Source organism: Aequorivita sp. 609 (genome assembly GCF_014212065.1).
Lineage (GTDB): Bacteria > Bacteroidota > Bacteroidia > Flavobacteriales > Flavobacteriaceae > Aequorivita > Aequorivita sinensis.
The window spans coordinates 173428-185932 of the sequence record NZ_JACJVM010000012.1 but is presented as its reverse complement, the minus strand read 5'-3'; the positions used below and the strand labels follow the sequence as shown (position 1 = coordinate 185932).

General features: G+C 34.0%; 14 protein-coding genes. 9 read left to right on the top strand and 5 right to left on the bottom strand.

Annotated elements, in window-relative coordinates; genetic code table 11:
• Positions 1–27: 27 nt before the first annotated feature.
• Together H4O20_RS06485 and folE are read right to left on the bottom strand one after the other, a co-directional pair.
• Positions 28–330, bottom strand: a complete 303-nt coding sequence (locus tag H4O20_RS06485; RefSeq protein WP_185098655.1) for a hypothetical protein — start codon at positions 328–330, stop codon at positions 28–30.
• 101 nt (positions 331–431) lie between these two features.
• Complete coding sequence (folE, locus tag H4O20_RS06480; protein ID WP_185098654.1) at positions 432–1031, bottom strand: GTP cyclohydrolase I FolE; 600 nt, start codon at positions 1029–1031, stop codon at positions 432–434.
• 121 nt (positions 1032–1152) lie between these two features.
• Here folE and H4O20_RS06475 point away from each other — a divergent pair, with 121 nt between their 5' ends.
• The 8 genes from H4O20_RS06475 (at position 1153) to H4O20_RS06440 (ending at position 8671) form a co-directional block, all read left to right on the top strand.
• Positions 1153–1812 carry an ABC transporter ATP-binding protein gene (locus H4O20_RS06475; protein ID WP_139854847.1) on the top strand — a complete coding sequence of 220 codons (660 nt, stop codon included), beginning with the start codon at positions 1153–1155 and terminating at the stop codon, positions 1810–1812.
• Positions 1813–1836: 24 nt separating this feature from the next.
• Complete coding sequence (locus tag H4O20_RS06470; RefSeq protein ID WP_139854848.1) at positions 1837–2601, top strand: TIGR02757 family protein; 765 nt, start codon at positions 1837–1839, stop codon at positions 2599–2601.
• Positions 2602–2723: 122 nt separating this feature from the next.
• Positions 2724–3959, top strand: a complete 1236-nt coding sequence (locus H4O20_RS06465) for an ATP-binding protein (RefSeq protein WP_139854849.1) — start codon at positions 2724–2726, stop codon at positions 3957–3959.
• Between the two features lie 69 nt (positions 3960–4028).
• Entirely contained in the window at positions 4029–5951 is a 1923-nt protein-coding gene (locus H4O20_RS06460) for a BatA domain-containing protein (RefSeq protein WP_185098653.1), read from the top strand.
• Positions 5952–5978: 27 nt separating this feature from the next.
• Complete coding sequence (locus H4O20_RS06455; protein WP_185098652.1) at positions 5979–7235, top strand: dihydroorotase family protein; 1257 nt, start codon at positions 5979–5981, stop codon at positions 7233–7235.
• The gene (locus H4O20_RS06450) at positions 7235–7555 is read left to right on the top strand and encodes a hypothetical protein (protein WP_139854852.1); all 321 of its coding nucleotides are present in this window, start codon (positions 7235–7237) and stop codon (positions 7553–7555) included. Before H4O20_RS06455 ends, H4O20_RS06450 begins: the two co-directional genes overlap by 1 nt.
• Before the next feature lie 52 nt (positions 7556–7607).
• Positions 7608–7931, top strand: a complete 324-nt coding sequence (locus tag H4O20_RS06445) for a DUF4870 domain-containing protein (RefSeq protein WP_139854853.1) — start codon at positions 7608–7610, stop codon at positions 7929–7931.
• Between the two features lie 80 nt (positions 7932–8011).
• Positions 8012–8671, top strand: a complete 660-nt coding sequence (locus H4O20_RS06440; RefSeq protein ID WP_185098651.1) for an alpha/beta hydrolase — start codon at positions 8012–8014, stop codon at positions 8669–8671.
• Between the two features lie 545 nt (positions 8672–9216).
• Here the strand turns inward: H4O20_RS06440 and H4O20_RS06435 are convergent.
• On the bottom strand, positions 9217–9711 hold the full coding sequence (locus H4O20_RS06435) for a hydrolase (protein WP_139854855.1): 495 nt from the start codon (positions 9709–9711) through the stop codon (positions 9217–9219).
• Between the two features lie 4 nt (positions 9712–9715).
• Entirely contained in the window at positions 9716–10492 is a 777-nt protein-coding gene (locus H4O20_RS06430; RefSeq protein ID WP_139854856.1) for an MBL fold metallo-hydrolase, read from the bottom strand.
• 79 nt (positions 10493–10571) lie between these two features.
• Here H4O20_RS06430 and H4O20_RS06425 point away from each other — a divergent pair, with 79 nt between their 5' ends.
• A complete protein-coding gene (locus H4O20_RS06425; RefSeq protein ID WP_139854857.1) occupies positions 10572–12026 on the top strand; it encodes a TonB-dependent receptor in 1455 nt (484 codons plus the stop codon).
• Here H4O20_RS06425 and bcp read toward each other — a convergent pair.
• A complete protein-coding gene (bcp, locus tag H4O20_RS06420) occupies positions 12023–12478 on the bottom strand; it encodes a thioredoxin-dependent thiol peroxidase (protein WP_139854858.1) in 456 nt (151 codons plus the stop codon). The genes H4O20_RS06425 and bcp overlap by 4 nt on opposite strands.
• Between the last annotated feature and the right edge of the window lie 27 nt (positions 12479–12505).

The window sequence follows — 12505 nt, the reverse complement described above, 5'->3', positions numbered from 1 at the left end:
ATTTCAACTGCGCTCTAACTACATTAATTATTCATCAACTCTAATTTCGATAGTTTGTGGTGCTGGTTTCTTTTTCCATACAAAAGTATACAACCACATAAGTGTAAATGTTGGAACTATATCGGTAAATGGTAGAATTTCTTCCAAGAACACAACAACAGAAGCTAATTTACCTTCATTACCTTTATACATTTTAGACATTTGCTTGGCAGCCAACGGTGCCCAGATCATATCCAAAAATGGACCTACCACAGGAATAGCCATGGTTGACATCCCTATTAAATCATAAAGTATTCCTTGGCGGAGAAGTTTATATTTTTCGTCTTTCATTATAAGTAATTTTTGTTTCTATATCTAAAACAAAAAACATTCCAAAATATTACTCAAACGCCAAAATACTTCTTTATAAGCTAGTTAACCTTTTAATTACTTTATGAAAGATCGTGACTTATCAGTTTTAGGAATTCGTTTCGAGTTTCAATAGCTTCAAATTGGCCTCTAAAACCAGAAGTAGTAGTTACACTATTCTGCTTTTGTACTCCTCTCATCATCATACACATGTGTGAAGCTTCAATAACCACAGCAACTCCTTTAGGTTTTAAGGTGTTGTTGATACATTCTAAGATATCATGAGTTAACCTCTCCTGAACTTGAAGTCTTCGTGCAAAAACATCTACCACTCTTGGAATTTTACTCAAGCCGACAATATGTCCATCAGGAATGTAAGCTATATGTGCTTTCCCGAAAAAAGGCAGAATATGATGTTCACATAAAGAATAAAGTTCAATATCCTTTATTATTACCATATCGTGATATGACTCTGCAAACATTGCACTTTTTAAAATTTCAGCAGGATCTTGATGGTTACCCGACGTTAAAAACTGAATTGCTTTTGCAGCGCGTTCAGGGGTTTTTACAATTCCTTCACGGTTAACATCTTCTCCTATTGAAGTTAAAATTTTACTGTAATCCTCAATCAAATCGTCGGTTACAGGTTGATTATATTCTTCAAAATATCTATAGGTGGCCATTTATTATATGTTTAATTATTGAAAATCAAAAATAAACACATATGTCCGAATAAAAACAATATTCCCAATGAGATTGTATTATAGCGTCATAAATAGTACTTTCACATTTTAAAATTTTGCGATGATTAAAGCTCAAAACATTCATAAATACTACGACAATTTACACGTTTTAAAAGGAGTTAATCTTCATATTAAAAAAAGTGAAATTGTATCAATTGTAGGTGCTTCAGGTGCAGGTAAAACTACATTATTACAGATTTTAGGTACTTTAGATGCTTTTGATAAATCACAAAGTAAATTAGATATAAACGGTGTGGATATAGGTTCACTTTCTGGGAAAAAATTAGCTAAGTTTCGCAATGAAAATTTAGGGTTTATCTTTCAATTTCATCAGTTACTTCCTGAGTTTACCGCTATAGAAAATGTATGTATTCCTGCCTTTATAAAAAACACACCTAAAGCTGAGGCAATAAAAAGAGCTAAAGAATTACTTTCATTCTTAGGGCTTTCGCACCGTGAAGATCACAAGCCGAATGAACTTTCTGGTGGAGAACAACAACGTGTAGCGGTAGCAAGAGCTTTAATAAATAATCCTGCTATAATTTTAGCGGATGAACCTAGTGGAAATTTAGATACCGAAAGCGCAGAAAACCTTCACAACTTATTCTTTAAATTAAGAGATGAATTTGGACAGACATTTGTAATTGTTACTCATAACGAAGAGCTTGCTAATATGGCCGATAGAAAATTGGTAATGCAAGACGGAGTAATACTTACTTAAAATTATACGCAATAAAGTATATCAATGAATAAGGCGCAGCTTAAAGAATTTCTCGACGAAAAAGTTATTCTCTACAATAACCCAGATTTTATTGAAAGTGACCCCATACAAATTCCGCATTTATTTACGTTAAAAGAAGATATTGAAATTGCAGGGTTTTTAGTTGCTACTATAGCTTGGGGAAACAGAAAGAGCATCATTAATAACGGGCATCGTTTAATGGATATAATGGGCAATTCGCCTTACGACTTCATAATGAATCTAAATGAAGACGATTCAGAAAAGCTTGATGGATTTGTACATCGCACTTTTAATAGCGACGATTTGTTCTACTTTTTAAAATCACTTCAAAACATTTATAACAACCACGGCGGATTGGAGCGTGTTTTTGCAAAATATTCCGAAGAAGATTCTGTACAAACTGCTATACATCAGTTCAAGAAAGTATTTTTCGAACTTCCACATCTTCCTCGTACGCAAAAGCACGTTAGCGACCCTTTAAAAAATTCTGCCGCCAAACGAATAAATATGTTCTTACGTTGGATGGTAAGAAATGACCATGCTGGTGTAGATTTTGGAATTTGGAATAGCATCTCCCCTTCCCAACTTTCTTGTCCGCTAGATGTGCACAGTGGCAATGTAGCAAGGAAATTAAAGCTTTTAAAACGAAAACAAAACGACGGTAAAGCATTGGCCGAACTTGATGCTTCCCTTAGAAAGTTAGACCCAAAAGATCCCGTTAAATACGATTTCGCGTTATTTGGACTTGGAGTTTTTGAACAATTTTGACAAGCAATTTACCCCTTTGCTAAGCCTTGTTTTTTCTTGATTTTTTAATGTGAAAAATTGTATATTTACGTTTAATTAAAAAATGTCATTTATTTGATGTTTTTAACAAAGTACACAAAGTCTTGATAGAACCTCGAATTCCTATTGATGAAGAACAACGTCTTGAAGCAGTGCGGTCTTATGACTTATTAGACACCTTACCTGAAAGAGACTTTGACAACCTTACATTAGTTACTGCTACTGTTTGTGATGTGCCTATTTCCTTGGTTACTTTAGTAGAATCCGACAGAAATTTTTTGAAATCGCATTACGGGATTCCCTTTAATGAGAGCCCAAGAAGCACCTCTTTTTGTGGCCACGCCATATTAGATGAGTCTAGTATTTTTATAGTTGAAGACGCTAGAAAAGACCCTCGATTTGTAGATAATCCGCTTGTTACCGAAATGAATGCTATTTTTTATGCTGGCGTTCGGCTAATAAACTCCGATGGGTATCCTTTAGGTACTTTGTGCGTTTTCGACACTAAACCTCGTAAACTTACTTCCAAACAGAAAAAGGCGCTAATCGCTTTAGCGTTTCAGGTGGTTAATCTCTTTGAAGCCAAAAAGCGAAATAGAGAATTGATGGTTATTCAAAATGAATTGAAGGAGAAAAACGAAGAACTTAAAAACTTCGCAGGAATGGTTTCTCACGACATGAAAATGCCACTCGCCAATATGATAATCACTTCGGATATGCTTCGCAGTAAATACGGTCAATACCTCGACGACCAAGGCAAGCAATATTTGGAATATATAAAGCAATCTTCTTTTACTTTAAGTGAATACATCACAGGAATGCTTGAACATTACGAGAGTGACAAAACAGCTTCCCTAATTGAAGAAGTTTTTGACAGTCACGATCTTTTAGAAGATATTATCGAACTTCTTAATATTAATTATGACTGTGAAATAAATCTTCCTGAAGAAAATATCGAGATGAAGGCCAATAGAGCTGCCTTAGAACAGATTACATTAAATTTAATCACCAATAGTCTAAAATATAACGATAAAGAAACAATAGTAATAGATATCAATTGTTGGAAAGAAAGAGGCTATTACTATTTTACAATCACCGATAATGGTGTAGGGATTGAAAAAGAAAAGCTCAAAAGCATTTTCAACCTTTTTGAAACTGTGGGCGAATTAGACCGTTATGGAAAAAAAGGGAACGGGATTGGCCTTTCTACGGTTAAAAAATTAGTGAATAAATTAGGGGGTGATATCGAGGTTACCTCAGAAAAAGGAAAAGGAACAACTTTTAAATTTTACATTAAAAAAACGAAAAAGAAGACCCCTAAACAACTAAAGGAAAAATAAATGGTTTTAAGCTAGTAATCTAGTTGTTATTAAGTTCCGTTTTTTATCTTTGAATTTATAATTTTAGGAATGCAGTTTAAACACCCAGAAATTCTTTACGCTCTTTTCCTGCTGCTGATACCGATATTTATTCATCTTTTTCAACTTCGGCGATTTCAAAAAGTAGCGTTTACCAATGTTGCTTTTCTAAAAAAAATAAACATACAAACCCGTAAAAGTTCGCAGCTAAAAAAATGGCTGACACTTTTAATGCGTCTATTGGCAATGGCTGCACTTATTTTTGCCTTCGCACAACCTTTTACAGCTTCAAAAACTGCTTTAAAAAACGAAAAAGAAACGGTAATCTATATAGACAATTCGTTTAGTATGCAAGCAAAAGGAAATCAAGGCCCACTGCTTGAACGCGCTTTACAAGATTTGTTTGAGAATTCTGCATCTACTGAAAAACTAAGCTGGTTTACCAATAATACTCAACGAAAAAACACTTCGGCTCAAGACTTTAAAAACGAAATTCTCTCTGTAACATACTCGCAAAATCAACTCACTCCCTCTCAAGTATTACTGAAGGCAAATCAGCTCTTTTCTAATGAAAAAGATGTAATTAAAAGATTGATCTATATTTCAGACTTTCAACAAAAAGAAGCTTTTCCTACTATTTCAGACGACATAATTGTAGATGCAGTACAGTTAAAACCTGTGAAACACTCAAATATCGCTATCGACAGCGTTTATATCACTTCAAAAAATGCTTCTGCTATTCAGTTACAGGTAAAAGTTTCAAAATCTGGGGATGATTTTTCAGAGGCTCCAATTTCACTGTATAATAATAACAAATTGGTTGCAAAAACTGCAGTTAACTTCTCAACTAGCAAAAATGGTACGGTTACTTTCGACATAGATAATTCAAAAGAATTTACTGGAAAGCTTCAGGTTGCCGACCCTAATTTAACTTTTGACAACACACTTTTCTTCAATATCAACAAACCAGAAAAGATTAAAGTTTTAGCCATTAATGAAGCGAACGGCAATTTTTTAAAACGCTTGTTAGAAAAAGAAGAATTCCAATTTACCCAACAAACGTTTAAAACCCTTAATTACAACGAAATTCCTAATCAGAATTTTATAATTTTAAACGAGTTAGAAGAGATTCCAGCTTCATTGAGTACTGCTTTAAAATCGTTTAGCGATAACGGCGGGAGTATGCTTATAATTCCTAATCCGGAAGTAGATGTAAACAGTTATAACAATCATCTATTAACCCTTGGGTTTGGAAGTATCTCCACAGTAAATTCACAAGAGAAAAAGATTTCAAACATAGTTTTTTCACACCCCTTATTTAAAGATGTTTTTGAAAAAGAAGTAACAAATTTTCAATATCCTAAGGTTAGTTCATTTTATACTATTTCAACCAATGCTACCCCTGCGATAAGGTTTGAGGACAACCAACCATTTTTACTTCAAAAAAACAAAACGTATTTATTTACTTCAGCAATAAACAAGGAGAATTCAAATTTTCAAAACTCGCCATTAATCGTTCCAACGATCTACAATATGGCCTTACAAAGTTTACCCCTTCCACACCTCTATTATACTATTGGTGAACAGAATTCAGTTGCAGTACCTGTAAAACTAGGACAAAACGAAATTTTAAAAATAAAAGATAGTATAAGTCAGTTTATTCCATTGCAGCAAACAAAAGCTAATTATGTATTAATCACTACTACTGAAGAGCCTACAAATGCTGGAAACTATCAAATTGTAAAGGAAAACGAATCTTTAGAAAATATAAGTTATAATTATAGCCGAAGCGAAAGTGATCTACTCTATTTAAATCCAGACGAATGGAATGCTGTAAATGTGTACAGCTCTATAGACAATCTCTTCGAATCGATAACAGAAGCAAATTCAATCAACAGTTTTTGGAAATGGTTTGCTATTTTTGCACTGCTCTTTTTGCTTTTTGAAATGTTAATCTTAAAGTTTATCAAATAGAGAGAAAAAAGAAATTAATCTTAATATATGAAGATACTACTTAAATCCGCAACTATTATTGATGAAGCTAGTAAGCATCACTTAAAGAAACGCGATGTATTAATAGAGAATGGTACAATTTCTAAAATTGCCGCTAAAATTCCTTCTTCGGAAAAGGTTAAGGAAATTTCATTGAAAAATCTTCATATCTCACAAGGATGGTTTGATAGCAGTGTTTCTTTTGGAGAGCCAGGCTTTGAAGAGCGCGAAAACGTTGAAAACGGATTAAAAACAGCAGCATATAGCGGGTTTACAAGTGTAGCTGTTAACGCCAACTCATTTCCTGTAACAGATAGTAAAGGGTATATAAAATTCCTAAAAAGTAAAGGCGAAGGAAATGCCGTTAGCCTCTACCCTATTGGTGCACTTACAACCGGCAGTAAAGGAGTGGATTTGGCCGAACTATACGATATGCAAAATGAAGGTGCAGTAGCTTTCTACGATTATAAGAATCCAATTTCTAATGCCAATTTGCTTAAAATCGCGTTGCAGTACACACAAAACTTTGACGGACTAGTACAATCATTTCCATTTGATAAATCGGTGGCTAAAAACGGCGTGGTTAACGAAGAAGAAAATAGCACTAAACTTGGCTTAAAAGGTATTCCTGCTCTTTCTGAAGAACTTCAGGTTATTCGTGACTTGTATCTGTTAGAATACACAGGTGGAAAACTTCACATCCCGACAATTTCTACAAAGAAATCGGTAGAACTAATTAGAGCAGCCAAGAAAAAAGGACTAAATGTAAGCTGTAGCGTAAGTATTTTCAATATAACATTAACCGATGATGTTTTGGAAGAGTTTGACACAAACTTTAAACTACTCCCTCCTCTTCGAACAAATGAAGACACTAAAGCATTAATTAAAGGTTTAAAAGACGGAACTATTGACGCTATTACAAGTGACCATAATCCAATAGACATAGAGCACAAAAAAGTAGAATTCGACCACGCTTACTTTGGAAGTATAGGCCTAGAATCTTGTTTTGGCGCAATTAATTCAGTTTTAGGAGTTGAAGATTCTGTTAAGAAACTTACAGGCCTAAAAGATGAATTTAAAATAACATCAGAAGCTATAGAGAAAAGTAATACCGCTTCAATTACATTGTTTAATCCAGATGATAATTGGGTGTTTTCTGAAGAAAATATACTTTCTACTTCCAAAAACGCAGCACTTTTAGGACAAAAACTCAAAGGAAAAGCTTACGGAATTTATTCAAATAACCAGTTGATTTTAAATAAATAATGAAGACTTCTCCTCCAGGCAAATCAACTGCTATGATTGCCTATGCTCCCTTTGTAGGATTTATAATTGCTTATTTTATAAATCGCGATGAAAATCACAAATTTCCTACTTGGCATATAAAAAACATGTTCGGCTTGGTTTTGCTATTTATATCATCCCTGGTTATACAATCGCAAATTGACACAAAAACTGGCGATATTATATGGTTTGTGACCTTTGTACTTTGGATTTACAGTTGGATTATGGCTTATAAAAACCAAAAAAAAGGAATCCCTTTTTTAAGTGAGAAATTTCAACAATGGTTTACGTTCTTAAATTGAAACTATTGGTTATCTTTAGCTTATCATAAATTTATAATTAAATTTTTATATTATGGAAAAAGCTTCAGATGATGGTAAAACAGTTGCAATTATCTCATATATCACTCTAATAGGCTGGATTATTGCACTTATAATGAACAACGGTAATAAAACTCCGTTAGGAACTTTTCACGTTCGCCAATCGTTAGGAATTATGTGTGTGGGTGTGGTGTTTGCAATAATTTCTGGTTTTTTAGACTTATGGATTCTTTCATCCATAGTGAATATTGGAGTTTTAGTACTGTGGATTCTTGGATTAGTTAGTGCTGTACAAGGTGAAATGAAACCCGTGCCGCTATTAGGCGAACAATTTCAAGAATGGTTTAAAGGAATCTAAATTATTTAAAACTATATTTAAACAGACCTTTTCTTCTGAAGTACTTTCAGATTGAAAGGTCTTGCTTATTTTTGCAACTTATGGAAAAACAAACTTTACTTTTAGAACACAACTATAGAGCCGCGAAAAACACTTCGGGAAAGGCACCAGTAATTATAATGCTACACGGATTTGGAAGTGATGAAAACGACTTATTCTCCTTCGCTTCTGAACTTCCAGAAAAATATGCAATCATCTCTCTAAAAGCACCTATAAAACTTGAGCCATATGGAAATGCTTGGTACAATATCTATTTTGATAACGACCAAGGAAAATTTAGTGATGACGTACAAGCCATTAGCTCGAGAGAATTGGTTGCAAAATGTATCGATAGTGTAGTTGAAAAATACAATGTAGATGAAAATAATGTAACCCTACTTGGTTTTAGTCAGGGAACAATTTTGAGTTTTGCGGTAGCTTTAAGCTATCCAGAAAAAGTGAAAAATGTTATCGGATTAAGCGGTTATATCAACGAAGAAATATTAAAAGAAGGCTATAAAAGCAATGATTTTAGTCATCTAAACGTCTATACTTCTCACGGAAGCGTAGACCAAGTTATTCCCGTTCAATGGGCGAGAAAAACAGAGCCGTTTCTAAAAAATTTAAATATAAACTGTGCTTATTCAGAATATCCTGTTGGCCACGGCGTAGCCCCACAAAATTTCCACGACTTCAAAACTTGGCTAGAAAAGGTTAGTTGAGAAGTTGGAGGTTGGAGGCTAGACGTTAAGTCTCGGCTCTTGGTTCTGGTGGTGAGAGATGAGAGATTAGTTGGTAGTTGATAATTTTTAGATTGTAGTGAAGGGATAAATTTCAAGTGTCAAATCCCAAATTCGTAAATCATCTTTCATAATTCTGTATTCTGAATTCATAATTAATAAGAGACGGGAGATTTGAGATGCTAGATGCTAAATGCTAGACGTTAAGTCTTGGCTCTTGGTTCTAGTGGTAAGAGATGAGAGATTAGTTGGTAGTTGGTAGTTGGTAGTTTTTAGTTTGTAGTGGATGGATAAATTTCAAGTGCCAAATCCCAAAATCATAAATCTTCATTCATAATTCGGCAATCTGAATTCATAATTAATAAGAGACGGGAGATTTGAGATGCTAGATGCTATACACTGATTCTAGTCTCTAGCCTCTAGTTTCTTTCTCTTGTGAAAACTACGAAGTGAAGAATAAATTCTAAACAACAAATTCCAAATTACAAATTACAAAATCATAATTCATAATTCTAAATTCCTAATTCCTAATTCTGATATAGAAAAGATGCTATTGGAGTAAGGTCTAGATCGCCGTTTTCTTTAAAGTAATATTCTAAAATCATCTCACCCCAGAATTTACCATCCGTAAAATCGGCTTGAATCCATTTGTGGTTTAGGAATTTTACTTTATTTATCTTCATATCCCCATTCATACCTTCAAAAGGCACCAATGGGTTATTCCCTTTCTGTAGATTGAAATCGTAGATTTTCTCAGAAATCATAGTCTCCACATCAGCAGCTTCATACCCTAACCTTTCTAAATAGGTCATTGCATTCTCATTTCCTTGCAAGGTGAAGTAATTAAGATTGTGGTTTTCAAGACTAAGTACTTCTAAAGAATCTTCAGCTTTGTTTGCTCTTTCTCTAAGTTCTTCGATTTTGTTTTCTTGTCTTTCAAAAATTTTCTTCTGATTCATATACTGAAAAAGAATCAACAGTAGAACAAATAGAAACAGGTATAAATAAATATTCTTTCTCATGTAATTATATATTAATCTTTAGTGTATCGTAAGCCAAATGAACGTTTTTTGGAAGCTTCTTTTCTACTTCTTCATGAAAACCCATTATATGACTGATATGTGTAAAATACGTTTTTTCTGGTTTTATTTTTTCAACAAACTCGAGTGCTTCCGTTACATTAAAATGCGAATAGTGAGGCTCTTCGCGTAGCGCGTTTACTACCAAAACCTTAGTTCCCTTCACTTTTTCAATTTCTTCGTCGGATATCGTTTTTACATCGGTTAAATATGTAAAATCTTCAACGCGAAATCCTAATACTGGAAGCTTATCGTGCATCGCTTCAATAGGAACAACTTTTTTCCCTCCAATGGTAAAAGGTGTATTCTTATCTATTTCAATTGCTTCAATACTTGGAGCACCTGGATATTTATTTTCTGTAGCAAAAATATATGCGAATCGTTCGCGAAGGGATTTAAAAACACGCTTGTCTGCATAAAAAGGCATCGTGCCATGTCTAAAATTAAAGGGGCGAATATCGTCTAAACCTGCAGTATGGTCACTGTGTTCGTGAGTGATAAGAATACCATCTACTTTGGAAACATTTTCTCGAAGCATTTGATATCTGAAATCGGGTCCACAATCAATTACAAAATTATAATCATCCCAAGACATTAACGCAGAAACTCTTAAGCGTTTATCCTTGGGATCTTTACTTAAACAAACCTCGTGTTTACTCCCAATTACAGGGATTCCCTGAGATGTTCCAGTTCCTAAAAATGTAACCGTGATTTTAGATTTCATTCCCGCAAAAATAATAGTATTTTTTTTGTTTACCTATTGTATTTGCTACCTTTGTTAATAAGAATTAATAGAACATACTATGCCGGAATCCATACTAGGAGATAAGGAGTTTGAGAACATACCATCCATTAGAAGCAAAGCTTTAAGAATAAACCTTAATGAAAATATTTACGGCACTTTCGCTGAAATTGGTGCTGGACAAGAAACTGTTCGAAACTTTTTTAGAGCTGGAGGTGCATCGGGAACTGTAGCTAAAACAATGTCGGCATACGACAAAGATTTTAGCGACGCTATTTATGGTGTTGAGGAAGACGGTAGGTACGTTACAGAGTCTAGACTACAAAAAATGCTTACACACGAATTCGATCTTATTGAAGAACGAATCGATCGTGTAAAACATCCCAATAGACTTTTCTTTGCTTTTGCAAACACTGTGGCAACAATAGATTTTGCTAAAAAATATAAAGGCCACGGTTGGGTAGGTCTTCGATTTCAAATAGACCCTACCGAACCTTATAATGAAATCACACTTCATATTCGCTTTCACGAAAATGATGCACAATTGCAACAAGTAACCTTGGGAAAACTTGGAGTAAACCTTATTTACGGCGCATATTACAAATACGATGAGCCTAATAAACTTTTACGATATTTATACGACCACATCGATCAAGATAAAATTGAAATAGATACGATAAACTTTTACGGTCCACGTTTTGAAAGTGTAGATAATAGGTTGATGAGTTTGCAGCTTATTAAAAATGGAATGACCGACGCTGTTATGTTTGATGCTAGTGGATATAACGTGTTACCCGCTAAAATTCTTTATAAGAAAAACATTCTAGCCCTACGTGGAAGTTTTAGACCTGTAACCAAGGTAAACATCGATATGTTTAAGCATTCTTATGAAATGTTTTTAAATGAAAACAGAGTTGATAAGAATAAGACGGAGGTGATTTTTGAAATTACACTTTCTAATTTACGTGCCGATGGAGAGATTGATGAAGAAGACTTTATGGATAGAGCAAAACTACTTTGTTCGTTAGGCCATACAGTTATGATTTCAAACTTTCAGGAATACTACAAGCTGGTTGAATATTTCGCGCGTTACACCAAATTGCGAATGGGTCTAGCGATGGGCGTAAGTAATTTGATTGATATTTTTGATGAAAAATACTATCGTCACTTAAGCGGGGGAATTCTTGAAGCTTTTGGAAAATTATTCTTTAAAGACCTTAAGGTTTATTTATACCCAATGAAAGATTCTGAAACCGGGGAGTATATAAATAGTGAAAACCTAAAAGTTCATCCACGAATGAAGGAGTTGTACAAATTCTTTAAATACAACGGAAAAGTTGTAGATATTAAAGATTACAATCCAGAACACATGGATATTTTTTCAAGAGAAGTCTTACAGATGATTGAAGAAAACAAAGACGGCTGGGAAGAAATGTTACCAGCCGGTGTCTCTGAAACTATTAAGAAAAAGAGATTATTTAACTATAATCCCCATTCCGAAGAAATAAAAGATTAATCTTCAAGGATTTGAGCTGCGTGATCTTTAGTTTTTACTTTATCAATTACGCGCTCTATTATACCTTCTTCATTAATTATGAAAGTTTTGCGGTGAATACCATCGTATTCTCTCCCCATAAACTTTTTTGGACCCCAAACTCCAAATCCATTAAGCACCTCTTTATTTTCATCGGCTAATAGAGGAAATGGCAATTTGTACTTTTCTTTAAAATTTGTTTGACGCTTTTCACTATCGGCGCTTACTCCTAAAAGCTCGTAACCTTGATCTTGTAGCGCTTGATAATTATCTCTCAAATTGCAAACCTCTGCCGTACAACCAGGTGTACTAGCTTTTGGATAGAAAAAAACCACCCATTTTTTACCTTTATAATCCTCAGACGATATAGGATTTCCACTTTGATCGTTAACTTTAAAATTTGGCGCCTTATCGCCGGCTTGTAATGTTTTCATTATCCTTATTTTTGTATAAAAGTACTT

Excerpts from the sequence above, each read along its gene's own strand:
- H4O20_RS06470 (WP_139854848.1), top strand. The coding sequence starts at position 1,837 with ATGAATAAGGCGCAGCTTAAAGAATTTCTCGACGAAAAAGTTATTCTC.
- H4O20_RS06460 (WP_185098653.1), top strand. The coding sequence starts at position 4,029 with ATGCAGTTTAAACACCCAGAAATTCTTTACGCTCTTTTCCTGCTGCTG.
- H4O20_RS06485 (WP_185098655.1), bottom strand. The coding sequence starts at position 330 with ATGAAAGACGAAAAATATAAACTTCTCCGCCAAGGAATACTTTATGAT.
- folE (WP_185098654.1), bottom strand. The coding sequence starts at position 1,031 with ATGGCCACCTATAGATATTTTGAAGAATATAATCAACCTGTAACCGAC.
- bcp (WP_139854858.1), bottom strand. The coding sequence starts at position 12,478 with ATGAAAACATTACAAGCCGGCGATAAGGCGCCAAATTTTAAAGTTAAC.
- H4O20_RS06450 (WP_139854852.1), top strand. The coding sequence starts at position 7,235 with ATGAAGACTTCTCCTCCAGGCAAATCAACTGCTATGATTGCCTATGCT.
- H4O20_RS06440 (WP_185098651.1), top strand. The coding sequence starts at position 8,012 with ATGGAAAAACAAACTTTACTTTTAGAACACAACTATAGAGCCGCGAAA.
- H4O20_RS06445 (WP_139854853.1), top strand. The coding sequence starts at position 7,608 with ATGGAAAAAGCTTCAGATGATGGTAAAACAGTTGCAATTATCTCATAT.
- H4O20_RS06430 (WP_139854856.1), bottom strand. The coding sequence starts at position 10,492 with ATGAAATCTAAAATCACGGTTACATTTTTAGGAACTGGAACATCTCAG.
- H4O20_RS06435 (WP_139854855.1), bottom strand. The coding sequence starts at position 9,711 with ATGAGAAAGAATATTTATTTATACCTGTTTCTATTTGTTCTACTGTTG.
- H4O20_RS06455 (WP_185098652.1), top strand. The coding sequence starts at position 5,979 with ATGAAGATACTACTTAAATCCGCAACTATTATTGATGAAGCTAGTAAG.
- H4O20_RS06475 (WP_139854847.1), top strand. The coding sequence starts at position 1,153 with ATGATTAAAGCTCAAAACATTCATAAATACTACGACAATTTACACGTT.
- H4O20_RS06425 (WP_139854857.1), top strand. The coding sequence starts at position 10,572 with ATGCCGGAATCCATACTAGGAGATAAGGAGTTTGAGAACATACCATCC.